This window comes from Serratia sp. 201, from assembly GCF_037027545.1.
Taxonomy (GTDB): domain Bacteria; phylum Pseudomonadota; class Gammaproteobacteria; order Enterobacterales; family Enterobacteriaceae; genus Serratia; species Serratia bockelmannii.
In genome coordinates, this window is sequence record NZ_JAXCHC010000001.1 from 212,064 (window position 1) to 229,413 (window position 17,350).

At 58.4% G+C, this 17,350-nt stretch carries 17 protein-coding genes and 1 other RNA gene; 9 read left to right on the forward strand and 9 right to left on the reverse strand.

The features are described 5' to 3' along the window. The first annotated feature begins 87 nt into the window (after positions 1–87). The 4 genes from smdA (at position 88) to amtB (ending at position 5,576) form a co-directional block, all read left to right on the forward strand. The gene (gene smdA, locus WA302_RS01180) at positions 88–1,863 is read left to right on the forward strand and encodes a multidrug efflux ABC transporter permease/ATP-binding subunit SmdA (RefSeq protein ID WP_336062346.1); all 1,776 of its coding nucleotides are present in this window, start codon (positions 88–90) and stop codon (positions 1,861–1,863) included. Then, positions 1,856–3,634, forward strand: a complete 1,779-nt coding sequence (smdB, locus tag WA302_RS01185; RefSeq protein WP_260515488.1) for a multidrug efflux ABC transporter permease/ATP-binding subunit SmdB — start codon at positions 1,856–1,858, stop codon at positions 3,632–3,634. The genes smdA and smdB overlap by 8 nt, the downstream gene beginning before the upstream one ends. Positions 3,635–3,914: 280 nt before the next feature. After that, positions 3,915–4,253 carry a P-II family nitrogen regulator gene (gene glnK / locus WA302_RS01190; protein ID WP_004940327.1) on the forward strand — a complete coding sequence of 113 codons (339 nt, stop codon included), beginning with the start codon at positions 3,915–3,917 and terminating at the stop codon, positions 4,251–4,253. Positions 4,254–4,289: 36 nt separating this feature from the next. After that, positions 4,290–5,576, forward strand: a complete 1,287-nt coding sequence (gene amtB / locus WA302_RS01195) for an ammonium transporter AmtB (RefSeq protein ID WP_144334749.1) — start codon at positions 4,290–4,292, stop codon at positions 5,574–5,576. A 90-nt stretch (positions 5,577–5,666) separates the two neighbouring features. Here amtB and tesB read toward each other — a convergent pair whose 3' ends face one another. Next, a complete protein-coding gene (gene tesB, locus WA302_RS01200) occupies positions 5,667–6,530 on the reverse strand; it encodes an acyl-CoA thioesterase II (protein ID WP_016928847.1) in 864 nt (287 codons plus the stop codon). Between the two features lie 231 nt (positions 6,531–6,761). Here tesB and WA302_RS01205 point away from each other — a divergent pair, with 231 nt between their 5' ends. Next, on the forward strand, positions 6,762–7,253 hold the full coding sequence (locus WA302_RS01205) for a YbaY family lipoprotein (RefSeq protein WP_025301777.1): 492 nt from the start codon (positions 6,762–6,764) through the stop codon (positions 7,251–7,253). A gap of 64 nt (positions 7,254–7,317) precedes the next feature. On the opposite strand, the gene WA302_RS01210 is transcribed toward WA302_RS01205, so the two are convergent. After that, a complete protein-coding gene (locus WA302_RS01210) occupies positions 7,318–7,632 on the reverse strand; it encodes an MGMT family protein (RefSeq protein ID WP_025301778.1) in 315 nt (104 codons plus the stop codon). Positions 7,633–7,788: 156 nt separating this feature from the next. Here WA302_RS01210 and ffs point away from each other — a divergent pair. Further along, an RNA gene (gene ffs / locus WA302_RS01215) (signal recognition particle sRNA small type) lies at positions 7,789–7,885 on the forward strand. Positions 7,886–8,215: 330 nt separating this feature from the next. On the opposite strand, the gene WA302_RS01220 is transcribed toward ffs, so the two are convergent. The 3 genes from WA302_RS01220 to WA302_RS01230 all read right to left on the reverse strand — a co-directional run bounded on the left by WA302_RS01220 (position 8,216) and on the right by WA302_RS01230 (position 9,350). Then, the gene (locus WA302_RS01220) at positions 8,216–8,419 is read right to left on the reverse strand and encodes an HHA domain-containing protein (protein ID WP_004940313.1); all 204 of its coding nucleotides are present in this window, start codon (positions 8,417–8,419) and stop codon (positions 8,216–8,218) included. A gap of 50 nt (positions 8,420–8,469) precedes the next feature. After that, complete coding sequence (gene tomB / locus WA302_RS01225; RefSeq protein ID WP_004940312.1) at positions 8,470–8,838, reverse strand: Hha toxicity modulator TomB; 369 nt, start codon at positions 8,836–8,838, stop codon at positions 8,470–8,472. Between the two features lie 158 nt (positions 8,839–8,996). Next, positions 8,997–9,350, reverse strand: a complete 354-nt coding sequence (locus tag WA302_RS01230) for a hypothetical protein (protein WP_025301779.1) — start codon at positions 9,348–9,350, stop codon at positions 8,997–8,999. A gap of 408 nt (positions 9,351–9,758) precedes the next feature. Here WA302_RS01230 and WA302_RS01235 point away from each other — a divergent pair, with 408 nt between their 5' ends. From WA302_RS01235 to WA302_RS01245, 3 genes are read left to right on the forward strand one after another with little or no spacing between them, the layout of a single operon-like run. Beyond that, complete coding sequence (locus WA302_RS01235; protein WP_025301780.1) at positions 9,759–10,472, forward strand: metal ABC transporter ATP-binding protein; 714 nt, start codon at positions 9,759–9,761, stop codon at positions 10,470–10,472. Then, positions 10,469–11,326: a metal ABC transporter permease gene (locus tag WA302_RS01240; RefSeq protein ID WP_043135664.1), complete on the forward strand. Its 858-nt coding sequence runs from the start codon at positions 10,469–10,471 to the stop codon at positions 11,324–11,326. Before WA302_RS01235 ends, WA302_RS01240 begins: the two co-directional genes overlap by 4 nt. A 25-nt stretch (positions 11,327–11,351) precedes the next feature. After that, positions 11,352–12,230, forward strand: a complete 879-nt coding sequence (locus WA302_RS01245) for a metal ABC transporter substrate-binding protein (RefSeq protein ID WP_025301782.1) — start codon at positions 11,352–11,354, stop codon at positions 12,228–12,230. Positions 12,231–12,337: 107 nt separating this feature from the next. Here WA302_RS01245 and ykgO read toward each other — a convergent pair whose 3' ends face one another. The 4 genes from ykgO to sdeX all read right to left on the reverse strand — a co-directional run bounded on the left by ykgO (position 12,338) and on the right by sdeX (position 17,283). Beyond that, on the reverse strand, positions 12,338–12,478 hold the full coding sequence (ykgO, locus tag WA302_RS01250; protein WP_004940304.1) for a type B 50S ribosomal protein L36: 141 nt from the start codon (positions 12,476–12,478) through the stop codon (positions 12,338–12,340). Between the two features lie 12 nt (positions 12,479–12,490). Next, positions 12,491–12,745 carry a type B 50S ribosomal protein L31 gene (locus tag WA302_RS01255; protein ID WP_004940303.1) on the reverse strand — a complete coding sequence of 85 codons (255 nt, stop codon included), beginning with the start codon at positions 12,743–12,745 and terminating at the stop codon, positions 12,491–12,493. Positions 12,746–12,931: 186 nt separating this feature from the next. Beyond that, the gene (sdeY, locus tag WA302_RS01260) at positions 12,932–16,078 is read right to left on the reverse strand and encodes a multidrug efflux RND transporter permease subunit SdeY (RefSeq protein ID WP_147823682.1); all 3,147 of its coding nucleotides are present in this window, start codon (positions 16,076–16,078) and stop codon (positions 12,932–12,934) included. Positions 16,079–16,095: 17 nt separating this feature from the next. Next, positions 16,096–17,283 (reverse strand): multidrug efflux RND transporter periplasmic adaptor subunit SdeX, encoded by a 1,188-nt coding sequence (gene sdeX, locus WA302_RS01265; protein WP_025301784.1) that lies wholly within the window; start codon positions 17,281–17,283, stop codon positions 16,096–16,098. Positions 17,284–17,350: the final 67 nt, after the last annotated feature.

The window sequence follows — 17,350 nt, forward strand, 5'->3', positions numbered from 1 at the left end:
TCACCGGACGGGCGGCTCAACGGTGGTATCCTGCTCTGCTGAAGCAGAAAAAGAGACAAATCCCATAAAACCCTGGAATCAAACTGCGTGAGATTATTTGCTCAAATCGGCTGGTACTTCCGCCGGGAGTGGCGCCGCTACCTCGGGGCGGTGGTGGTGCTGATCGTCATCGCCATCCTGCAACTGCTGCCGCCTAAGCTGGTCGGCATCATCGTGGACGGCGTCACCGAAAAACAGATGTCCACCGGCGTGCTGATGGCCTGGCTCGGGTTGATGATCGGTACCGCGATCGTCGTTTACCTGCTGCGCTATGTGTGGCGGGTGTTGCTGTTCGGCGCGTCCTACCAGCTCGCGGTCGAGCTGCGCGAAAACTTTTACCGTCAGCTCAGCCGGCAAAACCCCGCGTTTTACCTGCGTCACCGCACTGGCGATCTGATGGCGCGCGCCACCAACGACGTGGATCGCGTGGTATTCGCCGCCGGTGAAGGCGTGCTGACGCTGGTGGATTCGCTGGTGATGGGGTTGGTGGTGTTGGTGGTGATGAGCACCCAAATCAGCTGGCAACTGACAGTGCTGGCGTTGATCCCGATGCCGTTGATGGCGATCGCCATCAAATATTACGGCGATCAGCTGCACCAGCGCTTTAAATCGGCACAGGCGGCGTTTTCCAGCCTGAACGATCAGGCGCAGGAAAGCATGACCAGCATCCGCATGATCAAGGCCTTCGGGCTGGAAGATCACCAATCCAACCGCTTCGCCGAGGTGGCGGCGCAGACCGGGGCCAAGAACATGCACGTGGCGCGGGTGGATGCGCGCTTCGATCCGACCATTTATATCGCCATCGGTGCGTCTAACCTGCTGGCCATTGGCGGCGGCAGCTGGATGGTGGTGAACGGTTCGCTGACGCTCGGGCAACTGACCAGCTTTGTGATGTATCTCGGCCTGATGATCTGGCCGATGCTGGCACTGGCCTGGATGTTCAACATCGTCGAACGCGGCAGCGCGGCCTACAGCCGCATCCGCAGCCTGCTTGATGAGGCGCCGGCGGTGCAGGATGGCCCACAGGCGCTGCCGGCCGGGCGCGGCGTGCTGGACGTAGATATCCGCGCGTTCCACTACCCGGAAAACCCACATCCGGCGCTGCACGATGTGGCGGTGACGCTGAAACCAGGGCAAATGCTGGGGCTGTGCGGGCCGACCGGGGCCGGTAAATCGACGCTGTTGTCGCTGATCCAGCGTCAGTTCGACGTCGACCAAGGGCAGATCCGCTATCACGGCCTGCCGTTGCCGCAGGTCAAACTTGACGACTGGCGTTCGCGACTGTCGGTGGTGAGCCAAACGCCGTTCCTGTTCTCCGATACCGTGGCGAACAACATCGCGCTGGGCCATCCGGGCGCGACGCAGGCGCAGATCGAACAGGCAGCGCGGCTGGCCAGCGTCCATGAGGACATTTTGCGGTTGCCGCAGGGCTATGACACCGAGGTGGGCGAACGCGGCGTGATGTTGTCGGGCGGGCAGAAACAGCGCATCTCCATTGCGCGTGCGCTGCTGCTGGATGCAGAGATCTTGATCCTCGACGACGCGCTGTCGGCGGTGGACGGCCGTACCGAACACCAAATCCTGCACAACCTGCGCAGCTGGGGGCAAGATCGCACGGTGATCATCAGCGCGCACCGGCTGTCGGCATTGACCGAAGCCAGCGAAATCCTGGTGATGCAGCACGGTGGCGTTGCACAGCGCGGCGATCCGGCGGCGCTGGCGGCGCAGCCGGGCTGGTATCGCGATATGTACCGTTATCAGCAGCTGGAAGCGGCGCTGGACGAAGCGCCGGAAAACGGCGAGGAGGCGTTGGCCAATGAATAAAGTGCAAAAGCTGTGGCCGACGCTGAAGCGGCTGCTGGCCTACGGCTCGCCGTACCGCAAACCGCTGGGGCTGGCGGTGCTGATGCTGTGGATAGCGGCGGCGGCGGAAGTCGCCGGGCCGATCCTGGTCAGCTATTTTATCGATAATTACGTCGCCAAAGGGCAACTGCCGCTGGTGATTGTCGGCGGGCTGGCGGCGGCCTACATTCTGCTGGAGTTGCTGGCGGCGGCGCTGCACTACTTCCAGGCGCTGTTGTTCAACCAGGCGGCGGTGGGCGTGGTGCAGCGGCTGCGTACCGACGTGATGGACGCCGCGCTGCGCCAACCGCTCAGCGCCTTTGACACACAACCGGTCGGGCAATTGATCTCGCGCGTTACCAACGACACCGAAGTGATCAAGGATCTGTACGTGATGGTGGTCTCCACGGTGCTGAAAAGCGCCGCGCTGATCGGCGCCATGCTGGTGGCGATGTTCAGCCTCGACTGGCGCATGGCGCTGGTGGCTATCTGCATCTTCCCGGCGGTGTTCGTGGTGATGGGCATCTATCAATACTACAGCACGCCGATTGTGCGCCGGGTGCGCAGTTATCTGGCGGACATCAACGACGGTTTCAACGAAGTGATCAACGGCATGGGCGTGATTCAGCAGTTCCGCCAGCAGGTGCGCTTCGGCGAGCGCATGAGCGCCGCCAGCCAGTCGCATTATCTTGCGCGTATGCAGACCCTGCGGCTCGACGGTTTTCTGCTGCGGCCGCTGCTCAGCCTGTTTTCAGCGCTGGTGCTGTGCGGCCTGTTGATGCTGTTCGGCTTCAGCGGCGAGGGCGTGATTGGCGTCGGCGTCCTCTACGCCTTCATCAACTACCTGGGGCGCCTGAATGAACCGCTGATCGAGCTGACGTCACAGCAGTCGATCCTGCAGCAGGCGGTGGTGGCCGGCGAACGCATTTTCGAGCTGATGGATCGCAGCCAGCAGAGTTACGGTGCCGACGATCGTCCTCTGGCCGGTGGCCGCATCGACATCACCGATCTGAGCTTCGCTTACCGTGCGGACAAAAAGGTGCTGCAGCATATTTCGCTGGCGGTGCCCTCACGCGGCTTCGTGGCGCTGGTCGGACATACCGGCAGCGGCAAGAGCACCTTGGCCAACTTGCTGATGGGCTATTACCCGGTCAGCGAGGGGGAAGTGCGTCTCGATGGACGCCCGATATCCAGCCTGTCGCACCGCACGCTGCGTCAGGGTGTAGCGATGGTGCAGCAGGATCCGGTGGTGATCGCCGATTCGGTACTGGCCAACGTCACGTTGGGGCGTAACATCGAGGAAGACGCCGTTTGGCGGGCGCTGGAAACGGTGCAGTTGGCGAGTCTGGTGCGCGGCTTCCCGCAGGGTATCCACACCCGCCTGGGGGAGCAGGGCAATAACCTGTCGGTCGGGCAGAAACAGCTGCTGGCGATGGCGCGGGTCTTGGTGCAGGCGCCGCAGATTTTGATTCTCGACGAGGCGACTGCCAATATCGACTCGGGCACCGAACAGGCGATCCAGCGGGCGCTGCGTGCGATCCGCGAGCACACCACGCTGGTGGTGATCGCCCACCGGCTGTCGACCATCGTCGATGCCGACTCCATCCTGGTGCTGCATCGCGGCCAGGCAGTGGAGCAGGGCAACCATCAACAGCTGCTGGCGCAGCAGGGGCGCTACTACCAGATGTATCAGCTGCAGCTGGCGGGCGAGCAGTTGGCGGAAGCGGTGCGCGAGGAGAGTCAACCCGCCTGATCCCAGGGGCCGCGATCGCGGCCCTTGTTTCTTTCCCACGCACCACAAGCAGGCAACCCGCCTGTGCCATGCCCCCTTTCTGCACTTTTTCGACGCGATGTGCACCAAATCAGTGCGCATTATTTAACCCATTCAAGGTATCGGCGCTGCGCTGCGTCGCGGCGGCGCCCGCGTGTGCGCTAATCCGCTGAATCGTCATGCAAAATTAAATTTGGCACAGCCCTTGCTACATATGACGCGTACCAGGGGTGAGTTTGGGCTTAATTCGTGGAGGGGCAATATGAAGCTGGTGACCGTGGTAATCAAACCGTTCAAGCTGGAGGATGTGCGCGAGGCTCTGTCCTCCGTGGGCATTCAGGGGTTGACCGTAACCGAAGTGAAGGGCTTTGGCCGCCAGAAGGGGCATGCCGAGCTGTATCGCGGCGCCGAATATAACGTCAACTTCCTGCCCAAGGTCAAAATCGATATCGCTATCGCCGACGATCAGTTGGATGAAGTGGTTGATGTGATTAGCAAAGCCGCCTATACCGGCAAAATCGGCGACGGCAAAATTTTCGTTGCCGAATTGCAACGCGTGATCCGCATTCGCACCGGCGAAACCGACGAATCGGCACTGTAACCACGAACTCAGTTAAGCAATGGGGATGGATTGATAATGAAAAGACTGTTATCCATGTTGGGCCTGAGTTCGGTAACCCTGGTTCCTTCTTTGGCCCTGGCCGCCCCGGCGGTCGCCGATAAGGCCGACAACGCCTTTATGATGATCTGCACCGCGTTGGTGCTGTTCATGACGCTGCCGGGCATCGCGCTGTTTTACGGCGGCCTGCTGCGCGGCAAAAACGTGCTGTCGATGCTGACGCAGGTCACCGTCACCTTCGCGCTGGTCTGCGTGCTGTGGGTGCTGTATGGCTACAGCCTGGCGTTCAGCGAAGGCAATGCGGTGTTCGGCGGATTCGAGACGGCGATGCTGAAAGGCATCGGCATCGACAGCGTCACTGGCAGCATCAGCCAGATGATCCACGTCGCTTTCCAAGCCTCCTTCGCCTGCATTACTGTGGCGCTGGTGGTGGGGGGCTTCGCCGAACGCATTCGCTTCTCGGCGGTGCTGATCTTCGCGATCCTGTGGTTCACCCTGTCTTACCTGCCGATCGCGCACATGGTGTGGGGCGGTGGCTATCTGGCCACCGACGGCGCGCTGGACTTCGCCGGCGGCACCGTGGTACACATCAACGCCGCCAGCGCGGGGCTGATCGGCGCCTATCTGCTCGGCAAACGCGCCGGCTTCGGTAAAGAGGCGTTCAAACCGCACAACCTGCCGATGGTGTTTACCGGGGCGTCCATCCTGTATATCGGCTGGTTCGGTTTCAACGCCGGTTCCGCCAGCGCGGCCAACGGCATCGCGGCCCTGGCATTCCTCAACACGGTGGTGGCTACCGCGGGCGCCATTCTCTCCTGGACCTTCGCAGAGTGGGTGCTGCGCGGCAAGCCTTCGCTGCTGGGCGCCTGCTCCGGCATGATCGCCGGGCTGGTTGCGGTGACGCCGGCGGCGGGCACCGTCGGCGTGGGCGGCGCGTTGATCATCGGCCTGGTGGGCGGTGTCGCCGGCCTGTGGGGCGTCGTGACGTTGAAGAAATGGCTGAAAGTGGACGACACCTGCGACGTGTTCGGCGTGCACGGCGTGTGCGGCATCGTCGGCTGTCTGCTGACCGGCGTGTTCACCGCTTCTTCCCTCGGCGGCACCGGCTATGCCGAAGGGGTGACGATGGGGCATCAGGTGTGGATCCAGCTGCTGAGCGTCGTGATTACGCTGGTGTGGTCAAGCATCGCCGCCTTTATCGCCTTCAAGATTGCGGGCGCGATGGTGGGGCTGAGAGTGCCGGAAGAGCAGGAGCGCGAAGGGCTGGATGTCAACAGCCACGGCGAGAGCGCCTACAACCAATAAGACTCGAAGCAGGGCAGTGCGCGAAAGACTAAAATAATGATGAAGCAAAAAGGGGCGATGGAAACATCGCCCCTTACTTTATATTGCGGATTAGGCGTCGCGCTGGCGAATCACCCCTTCCTGCACGGTGGTGGCGACCAGTACGCCGTCGCGAGTGTAGATCTGGCCGCGCACAAAGCCCCGTGCGCCGGAGGCGGAGGAGCTCTCCACCGCGTACAGCAACCAGTCATCCATACGGAACGGACGGTGGAACCACATTGAGTGGTCAATGGTGGCCACCTGCATGCCCGGCTCGAGGAAGCCGACGCCGTGTGGCTGCAGCGCCGTCGGCAGGAAGTTAAAGTCCGACGCGTAGCCCAGCAGATATTGATGGATGCGCTGATCGTCCGGCATGCTGCCGTTGGCACGGAACCACACGTAGCGATGCGGCTCTTCCACGCTGCCTTTCAACGGATTGTGGAATTTCACCGGGCGCATTTCGATCGGCTTCTGGCCGATAAATTTTTCGCGCACTTTTTCCGGCAGCATATGCGCCAGCTTCTGGGCGATCTCTGACTCGGACAGCAGCCCTTCTGGAGGCGGCACGTCCGGCATCAGGTTCTGGTGCTCGAAACCGGTTTCCGGGCTTTGGAAAGAGGCGGTCATATAGAAAATAGGTTTGCCGTGCTGAATAGCGCTGACGCGACGGGCGCTGAAGCTGTTGCCGTCGCGCAGGGTTTCTACGTCGTAAACGATGGGTTTGCTGCTGTCGCCCGGGCGCAGGAAGTAGCTGTGGAACGAGTGCACGCTGCGCTCGTCCGGCACCGTCTGCTTGGCGGCGTAGAGCGCCTGGCCGACAACCTGTCCACCGAACACCTGGCGCAGCCCCAGATCTTCGCTTTGGCCGCGGAACAGCCCTTCTTCGATTTTCTCCAGATCCAGCAGATCAAGGAGGTTTTGCAATGCCTGGCTCATAAAATTGTTACCTTTCTAATAATCATTTTGCGCAGTGTGCGGAATATCACGGTGTGGCGTCAACATTTTGCATTACAGGGCCGATGAGAATGCTCTTAATCGTGGGCGCCCTGGGCTGTTTAAGTGATTAATAGGCGGGGTAAAGTGGATTTATCAGTGTTTTGTGCTAGGTTTAATAAGTGCGGTGGTGAAAGCCACCAACATGTTGATAATAAAAAAGGAGACCGATCCATGAAACTCTGGCAAATCGTAGGCGGTGCCGCGGCACTGACGATCACGCTGGCAGGATGCGCGCAAAAGAGTGCTGATGTGCCTACACAGGCAGCCGGTAATCCGGCGGCTGCGCAAACGCAGATTCAAGGCCCGGCGGTGACAGGTTCGGTTAATATACGTCAGCGTATTGCGCTGCCGCCGGACGCCGTACTGACGGTCACCCTCTCTGACGCCTCGCTGGCGGATGCACCGTCCAAAGTGATTGCACAGCGCGCGATACGTACTGAAGGGCAACAGGCGCCATTCAACTTTACGCTACCGTACAATCCGTCCGACATCCAACCGAATGCGCGTATCATTCTGAGCGCGGCGGTGACGGTCAACGGGCGACTGATGTTTATTACCGACACTATCCAGGAAGTGGTTAACCGCAACGGTACCCGCGCCGATCTGCTGCTGGTTCCGGTTCAGGGTGTGCCGATTCAGGCTGCGCCAACCGCCATGCAGTAAATTTCCTGCGGTACAGCAAGATGAAATCAACAGCCTTTGCGCTTCGGCCAAAGGCTGTTTTGTTTTACCAGCGCCAGCCGTAGCGCTCGAAATCGACCGTGCTGTGCGGGCCGAAAATAATCCCTTCCGCCAGCAGTGCCTGCCGTTGCCGTTGAAAATCCTCCCCCTGCTGCGAGATCTGTCCGTGCCGGTTGATCACCCGGTGCCAGGGCAGCGCGCTGCCTTCCGGCAAACGCCGCAGCACGCCGCCAACCTGGCGCGCGGCGCGCGGTGAACCGGCCAGCCGGGCGACTTCGCCGTAGGTGGTGACTTTGCCGTAAGGAATGGCGGCCACGATGTGGAATACCCGCTGGCTGAAAGAGGCGTCTTCTGGTTGCATATTGCTGTTCCTGCGCGAGTCAAAATCCAGGCGAAGAGTGTGCCACAGTGCAGGTGGGTAAGAAAACAGCGGTTAGCCCCGGTTGGCTTGCTATTTGGCGGGGCATCGCCGATAATGCCCACCGCTTCAGAGTACAGAAGCCGTCAATGGGGGCCCTGTTGGTTCTCCCGCAACACTAACTTGTGAACTCGGTCAGGTCCGGAAGGAAGCAGCCGCAGCAGGTGACGTGTGTGCCGGGATGTAGCTGGCAGGGTCCCCACCCATTTGGCCTTCGCCAATCCGCACTTTTGCCGTCTCTCTTCTACTCATCGATTATCCCTTTCTGCCATCAGGCAGAGCGACAAGGCATTTCTTTTCTTCCCGCCCTCAATTCTTTTGGATAATGAATTAGCGGTTCTGGATGCAAGCATAATGAGGGGGCGATGGCGTAACCTGTCTCGATTTAAAAAGAAAATTGCTTCCAGGCAATATTATTATTGAAAGGGGGAGTGCAAATGAAGTTTTACTGTCAATAGGAAAAGTACGTATTCAGCTTGAACATTGAAGCCGATAAAAGCATCGGCTCAACGCGTTGGGGGTCTGATTATCTGACATATTTCCAAACGGAGGTGGGGATTTTGTCATACAGTTTGTTCATGGTGAGCTCTGCCAGACGGTGATCGGCCGCTGAGTAAAACAGCTCCAGTTCATCATCGGAAAGCTCGTACTTATTTTTCTCAATAACACGTTCGAGAGTATCAATCGTGGTGCATTTACGTAAACGCATCAGATAGTCGGTTTTAGTCATGGTGGCCTTTAGTTTAATAACCGTAAAAATAGCTCGGGAATAATTATCCCTTAAGTTTTCATTGTCGTACAGATGTCCTCTCCTGAGAACATTCTGAATAATCTCGCCTTGGTTTTTTGCCAGCGGCGCAGGTCGGAATCATTGATACCGTAACTGCTGAACAGCGTATAGGTATCATCGAGATATTCTTCGACTAACTCCGACAGGTCAGATTCGTCCATGTATTTAATTTTATAGCTCATCACAAACGAAGCGATATGTTCGATCAACTCATTAAGCTGCAGGTTGACGGAGGACGTCGGATCGTTGACCCACCCATGATGACTGTCTCCCAGGGTAGCGATACCTTCATCATACAAATTTTCGCACAAGAATTTGAGCTGAGCAATGTCGTGTCGCTTAGGCGAATACTCATCCATATCATCCCCTCCGTAAGTCTTAATTGCGGTGTGATAACACTATGTGAGTAAGCTGATTTACATCATGGACGGAGGCAGCTTAACGGTCTTTAAATAAACTTCCCGTAAAGTGAATATAAATCATTTTTTCGCGTTTGGCCTGTAGTTATTACGTAAACTTACAATTCATCCGCTGTTGATGGACGTGAGTTATCAATGATGTCGAAGATTAAACCCCGTTCTGTCACACGGAACCGGACGCTATCGCTGAGAGTGTCTTCGCTGTTGATATCCAGGCAGGCATTAAAAATGCCCCACTTATAACGATAACTCATTGAATAATCGCTACCACCCTGTTGCACTATATCAAGTATTTCTAATGAATCTTCGGCATAGCGTGCGCTTTCAGAATAAAAACTGAGTCCGCTGGTCAGCGCCGGCACTAACTCCGCTATATTGTCATTAATCACTTTCTTTAATTTGTTAACAGAAAGTGCGTTGACATCCAGGTTACAGGCAAGGGTAACAAGCATTAATCTCGGCCAACAGCAATGTTATCTGCTTATCTTACTCCTTTTCCTCCCTCGTCGGTAAATTTTTCGATTTACCGCTGTTCTTTACCTTACGCCAACATTTCAACCGAATGGGAATATCCCTGGATTTGATAAGGAAGCTTGGGGGGAAAGTGCCGCTGCGCGAGAGATTGTTACGTTCCGTTGCATTATTGTCGCGCCATAGCTTGAGATGCGACAGTGTATGTGATGTTATATTATAACTATAAACCCATCATTTTTGGCTACGACATTGACTCCCACTTCGCAACATGACGCCACGCCGTCACTGAATTCGTTGTTCACCACCTCTGCTGCCGCGCGTTGCGCAGGTGCCGTTATGCTGCTGGCCCTGCTGTGGCTCGGCATCTTCTGGGCGGTGTCGCTGCCATGATTACCTTGCGTCAGCTGGCGATAGGCTATGGCGCCACGCCGCTTTTCCCGCCGCTGAGCGGGCAGTTTACCGCCGGATCGCTCACCGCGGTGGTGGGCGTCAACGGGGCAGGTAAGTCGACGCTGCTGAAAACCTTCGCCGGATTGTTGCCGCCGCTGGGCGGCAGCCTGAGTTTTATCGGCGGAAAGCCGCCGCGCAGAGCTTATCTACCGCAACAGGCGGAGCTGGATCGGCAATTCCCGATTGCGGTAAGCGATCTGGTGGCGATGGGCTGTTGGCCGCAAAGTGGCATGTTCGGCGGCATGAGCAAGCGTGCGGCGAGCCAGGTCAACGAGGCGTTGGCGAGCGTTGGCATGAGCGCGCTGGCGCACACTCCGGTGGGTGAACTGTCCGGCGGCCAGCTGCAGAGGGGGTTGTTTGCGCGCCTGCTGGTCCAACAGGCGCCGCTGATTTTGCTGGATGAACCTTTCACCGGTATCGACAGCGCCACCACGCAAATTTTGCTGCAGGTGATTGCACAACTGCACCGGCAGGGGAAAACGGTGATCGCCGTGCTGCACGATATGTCGATGGTCGCCGAGCATTTTTCACAGGTACTGTTGCTGACGCCGCAGGCTTGCCACTGGGGCGCGGCCAAGCGGGTGCTGGAACAGGTGCCGAGGTATCACGCCGCCGAACGGCAGCCGGATCTGCGGGCGGTGGCGCCATGATGTTGTTGCATGGGCTTATCGATCCTTTCCTCTCTTTCGGTTTTATGCGCCGCGCGCTCATGGCCTGTCTGGCGTTGTCGCTCAGCGCCGCCCCGCTGGGCGTGTTTCTGCTGCTGCGCCGCATGAGCCTGGTCGGGGACGCATTGTCCCACGCGGTGTTGCCGGGCGCGGCGATCGGTTATCTGATCTCCGGCATGTCGCTGGTGGCGATGGGGGTGGGCGGTTTTATCGCCGGGTTGGCGGTGGCGATGCTGTCCGGCCTGGTGAGCCGCCGCACGCCGTTAAAAGAAGATGCCAGCTTCGCCGGGTTCTATCTGGGGTCACTGGCGCTGGGGGTCACGCTGGTCTCGCTGCGCGGTTCCAGCGTGGATCTGCTGCACGTGCTGTTCGGTTCGATTTTGGCGGTGGATGCGCAGGCCATGCTGATGGTCGGTGCGATCGCCTCGGTTTCGCTGCTGGCATTGGCGGCGCTGTACCGCGCGTTAGTGATCGAATCCTTCGACGTCACTTTTCTGCGCGTCAACGCCCCGCGCCGGTTGGCACTGATCCACGGCCTATTTCTGGCGCTGGTGGTGGTCAATCTGGTGGCGGGATTCCAGATCCTCGGCACTCTGATGTCGGTGGGGCTGATGATGCTGCCCGCCGCCAGCGCGCGCTTCTGGGCGCGCAATCTGCCGCAGACGCTGGCGACGGCGATGGGCATCGGCGCGCTGTCCAGCGTGATTGGGCTGGTGTGGTCCTACTATGCTTCGCTGCCTGCCGGCCCGGCGATCGTGCTCAGCGCCAGCGTCATCTTTTTCGTCTCGATCCTATTTGGAACGCGCGGAGGCATTTGCGCCTTCGCGCGCCGTTGAGAAGTGCCATTTGCAAGGAGAAAGTATGAAACGTTTACCTATATCGCTGGCGGTTGCTGCTCTGCTGGCCAGCCCATGGGCGATGGCGAAGACCGTCGACGCCGTCGCCAGCTTTTCCATTCTGGGTGATATCGTCAAAGAGGTGGGCGGCGATCACGTTAAGGTCAGCACGCTGGTGGGGCCGGATGGCGATCCGCACAGCTTCGAGCCTTCGCCGCAGGACGGCAAGAAGCTGGCTCAGGCTGATGTGGTGTTCGTCAGCGGTCTGGGGCTGGAAGGGTGGATCGATCGCTTGGTCAGCGCTTCGGGTTATAAAGGGCAGGTGATCACCGCTTCACAGGGGATCAGTACCCGCCAGATGGAAGAGGACGGCAAACCGATTACCGATCCCCACGCCTGGAACAGCATGAAAAACGGCGTACAGTACGCCACTAACGTGATGAACGCCCTGATTGCCGCCGATCCCGAGGATGCCAACTATTTTCGCCAGCGCGGAGCCGAATACATTCAGCAGCTGCAAAAACTGGACCAGTGGGCCAAAACCCAGTTCGCCGCAGTGCCGCCACAGAAACGTAAGGTGCTGACCAGCCATGATGCGTTTGGCTACTTTGGGCAAGAGTATGGCGTCACCTTCCTTGCCCCGGTCGGGTTTTCCACCGAGGCCGAAGCCAGCGCCAGCGACGTGGCCAATCTGATCAAGCAAATCAAACAGGAAAAGGTCAACGCTTACTTTATCGAAAATCAGACCGATCCGCGGTTGGTGAAACAGATCGCCGCCGCCACCGGCGCCAAGGCGGGCGGCGAGCTGTACCCTGAAGCGCTCTCCCGCGCGGGCGGCCCGGCGGCCACCTATGAGCAGGCGTTCAAGCACAATGTCGACGCACTGCTGAGCAGCATGAAGTAATCTCCGCCCCCGCCTGCCGGCGGGGGACGGCTTGCAGGCACTTTCTCGCCATAAAAAAAAGCCCCGTTGAGCAGCAACGGGGCTTTGCGACAGATGACACTTTGGAGTTAACGCTTTTTCTTACGTCCCTGTACCGCTTTGAATCGCGGATTGCTTTTACAGATCACATAGATGCGGCCACGACGGCGCACGACTTTGCAATCAGGGTGGCGGTTTTTCGCCGAACGCAATGAACTCAATACCTGCATGGGATTTCCTTGTTACTTATTGCCGATAAAGCGGCCAAAGCGCTGCTGGAAGCGCGCCGTGCTGCCTTCTTTGGAATAGTCTTTCTGCTTGCCGGTGTAATACGGATGCGAAGCAGAAGAGACGTCAAGGGTGACATACGGCCAGCTTTCGCCGTCCAGCTCGATGGTGCGATCGGTTTTGATGGTCGATCCCACTTTGAAGTAGGCATTGGCGCTAACGTCGTGGAACACCACGGTGCGATAATCGGGATGGATGCCGGGTTTCATAATGGCTCTCTCGTGTAATGTTATACTATAACAATAATTATGCGCCGACCTGGCATCGCGATCAAGCGCAAATTGCACACAAAAGTGAATTAATGAGAACGGTTTGCATTAAGCAACTGAAGCAAAAGAAAAAGGCCGCATGCGCGGCCTTTTCGATTATCGGGTGGAGCTCACATCACTGAGCGATCAGTGGTGCTCTACCGGATGGCTGTGTTCCAGGTCCTCGTTCTTCTTGCTGAAGCGGCGGCGAACCACCACGAAGAACACCGGTACGAAGAAGATCGCCAAGACGGTGGCGGTGATCATCCCGCCCATTACGCCGGTACCTACCGCGTTCTGTGCGCCGGAGCCTGCACCGCTGCTGATAACCAGCGGCAGAACCCCGAGGATGAAGGCCAGAGATGTCATCAGGATTGGGCGCAGACGCATACGCACCGCTTCCAACGTCGCTTCGATCAGACCTTTGCCTTCTTTCTCCATCAGATCCTTGGCGAACTCAACGATCAGGATGGCGTTCTTCGCCGATAGACCTATGGTGGTCAGCAGCCCCACCTGGAAGTACACGTCGTTGTTCATGCCGCGCATCGTCGCGGCCAGCAACGCACCGATAACCCCCAGCGGCAATACCAGCATGACCGAGAACGGCACGGACCAGCTTTCATACAGCGCTGCCAGACACAGGAACACCACCAGAATCGAGATGGCGTACAGCGCCGGCGCCTGGTTGCCCGACAGACGTTCCTGATAGGACATACCGGTCCAGTCGTAACCGATGCCGCTTGGCAGTTTGGATGCCAGCTGTTCCATCAGGTTCATCGCTTCACCGGTACTCTTGCCCGGTGCGGCCTGGCCCAGAATTTCCATCGACGGCAAGCCGTTATAGCGTTCCAAGCGCGGTGAGCCGTATTCCCATTTCGCCGAAGAGAAGGCGGAGAATGGCACCATCTGGCCGCTCGTGCCGCGCACGTACCATTTGTTGATGTCTTCCGGCAGCATACGGAACGGCGCCTCGGCCTGCACGTACACCTTCTTCACACGACCGCGGTCGATGAAGTCGTTGACGTACGAACCACCCAGGGCGGTGCTCAGCGTGCTGTTGATGGTGGTGATGCTGACGCCCAGCGCCTTGGCTTTCTCCTGATCGACGATCAGTTTGAACTGCGGCGTATCTTCCAGGCCGTTCGGGCGCACGCCCACCAGCACGTCCGGATGCTGAGCAACCATGCCCAACAGTTGGTTACGCGCTTCGGTCAGTTTTTCGTGCCCCAGGCCACCCTGGTCAATCAGCTCGAAGTCGAAGCCGGTTGCGGTACCGAGTTCGATGATCGCCGGCAGGTTGAACGGGAACACCAGGCCTTCTTTAATCTGCGAGAAGGCGCCCATGGCACGGCCCGCGATCGCCTCGACCTTGTTCCCGGCCCCTGGACGCTCACCCCAGTCTTTCAGGCTGACGAATGCCAGGCCGTTGTTCTGGCCGTTACCGTTGAAGCCGAAGCCCGCGACGGTAAACACTGAAACCACGTTGTCCTTTTCCTTGTTCAGGAAGTAGTCGGAGACTTCTTCCAATACCTTGTTGGTACGGGATTCGGTGGCACCGGCAGGCAACTGCACCATGGTCAACAGGATGCCCTGATCTTCGTCCGGCAGGAACGAGGAAGGCAGGCGCAGGAACAGCAGGCCCATGCCAACCACGATCAACAGGTAGATGATCAGATAGCGGCCGGTGCTGCGCAGGATGTTGCCCACGCTGTCGGTATAGTGATGCGTGCTCTTCTCGAACATGCGGTTAAACCAGCCGAAGAAGCCTGTTTTAACCCCGTGATCGCCTTTCGGGATCGGTTTGAGTAGGGTGGCGCACAGCGCCGGCGTCAGGATCAAGGCCACCAGCACCGACAGCGCCATCGCGGACACGATGGTGATCGAGAACTGGCGATAGATGGCGCCGGTTGAACCGCCGAAGAACGCCATCGGCACGAATACCGCCGACAGCACCATGGCGATACCCACCAGCGCGCCCTGGATCTGGCCCATCGATTTACGGGTAGCTTCTTTCGGCGGCAGCCCCTCTTCGGACATGACGCGCTCGACGTTTTCCACCACCACGATGGCGTCATCCACCAGCAGGCCGATCGCCAACACCATGCCGAACATCGTCAGGGTGTTTATCGAGAAGCCGAACGCGGCGAGGATCGCAAAGGTCCCCAGCAGTACTACCGGCACCGCGATGGTTGGGATCAGCGTCGCGCGGAAGTTCTGCAGGAACAGATACATCACCAGGAAGACCAGGATGATGGCTTCGATCAGCGTTTTCACCACTTCGTTGATGGAGATTTTAACGAACGGGGTGGTGTCGTACGGATAAACCACTTTCATCCCTTGCGGGAAGAATGGCGCCATCTTGGCCAGCTCGTCTTTCACACCTTTGGCAGTGTTCAAGGCGTTGGCGCCGGTCGCCAGTTTGATACCCAGGCCGGCGGCAGGCTTGCCGTTGTAGCGAGCGGTAACGGCATAGCTTTCCGCGCCGCGCTCGATATGAGCGACGTCGCGCAGGCGTACCTGAGAACCGTCGGTATTCACTTTCAGCAGGATCTTGCCGAACTCTTCCGGCGAAGTCAGACGGGTCTGCGCGATGATCGAGGCGTTCAACTGCTGCCCCGGCACCGGCGGCAGGCCGCCCAGCTGGCCTGCGGCGATCTGGTTGTTCTGCTCGGTGATGGCGGAGGTCACGTCCGTGGTCGTCAGCTGGAAGTTGTTCAGCTTGTTCGGATCCAGCCAGATACGCATCGCGTACTGGGCACCGAACAGCTGCACTTCACCCACGCCGGACGAACGGCTGATCGGGTCCTTGATGTTGGACGCCACGTAGTCCGCAATATCGTCCTGAGTCATGTTCGGATCGTCGGAAACGAAGCCGGCCACCATCAGGAAGCTGCTGCTGGATTTTTCTACTTTCAGGCCCTGTTGCTGAACTTCTTGCGGCAGCAACGGGGTGGCCAACGACAGTTTGTTCTGAACCTGAACCTGCGCGATGTCAGGATCGGTGCCGGAATCAAACGTCAGGGTAATGGTGACGCTACCAGAGGAATCACTGGTGGAGGACATGTACATCAGGTTATCGATACCGTTCATGTTCTGTTCGATAATCTGCGTGACGGTATCCTGCACCGTTTTGGCATCTGCGCCCGGGTAGTTGGCGGAAATACTCACCGCCGGCGGTGCAATAGTGGGATACTGCGCGATTGGCAGTTTCATTATTGCAAGCACCCCCGCCAACATGACGATGATGGCGATTACCCAGGCGAAAATCGGGCGATCTATAAAGAACTTAGCCATGTATTACAGGCTCCTTTTTATGACTTCTGCGCTTCAGACTGCGGCTGTTTTTGCGCCTGAGTGTCAACTTCCTGCACTTTTACCTGCGCGCCCGGATGCACTTTCATCAGGCCGGAGACGATCACGCGATCGCCGGATTTCAGGCCATCGGTAACCAGCCATTTGTCGCCGATCGCCTGGTCGGCCTTCAGCGTGCGCAGCTCAACTTTGTCGTCTGCCCCTACCACCAACGCCGTCGCGTCGCCGCGCGGGTTGCGGGTAACGCCTTGCTGAGGCACCAGCAGCGCATCGCTGCGCACGCCTTCGTCCAGACGGGCGCGTACGAACATGCCCGGCAACAGCGTATCGTTCGGGTTAGGGAACAGGGCGCGAATGGTGATGGAGCCAGTGGTTTCATCGACGGTGACGTCAGAGAACTCCAGCGTGCCTTCCTGCGCGTATTCGGTGCCGTTTTCCAGCATCAGTTTCACTTTTGCCTTGCCGTTTTCCTGCTTCAGCGCGCCGCTGGCCAGCTCTTGCTTCAGGCGCAGGAAATCAGTGCTTGACTGGGTGACGTCGACATACATCGGATCCAGCTGCTGCACGGTAGACAGTGCGGTTGCCTGGCCGTTGCTGACCAGAGCGCCTTCGGTCACGGCGGACTTGCCGATGCGGCCGGAGATCGGAGAGGTCACCTTGGTGTACGCCAGGTTGATGCGCGCGGTTTCCACGGCGGCCTTGGCGGCCACGACGGCGGCGTCCGCCTGCTGCAGCGTGGAGACGGCGTTGTCGTAGTCCTGTTTACTGATGTAGCTCGTGCCCAGCAATGGCTTGTAGCGGTTTACCGTCACGCGTGCGATGGAAGCGCTGGCCTGTGCTTTGGCCAAATCGCCTTTCGCGCTGTCGTAGCTGGCTTGATAGGTTGCGGGATCGATTTGGTACAGAGACGTCCCGGCCTTGATATCGCTGCCTTCAACGAAGTTGCGCTTCAGGATGATGCCGCTGACCTGAGGGCGAACTTCGGCGATACGATACGCAGCGGTGCGGCCAGGAAGATCGGTAGTAATGTTGAGAGGCTCAGCCTTCAAGGTGACTACGCCCACTTCAGGCGCCTGTTGTTGGGCGCCTTGCTGTTGGGTTTCTTTATCGTTACATCCTGTTAGCACTAAGCTGCCTGAAAGCATCAGAACGGCCGCCAGAGGCGTTAACCCTCTGTTTTTGTTCATAGAAAAACCTCAAGTGTCCGATTTCAAAATGATCAATGGATCACAAGCTTTAAAACCCATTGCTGCG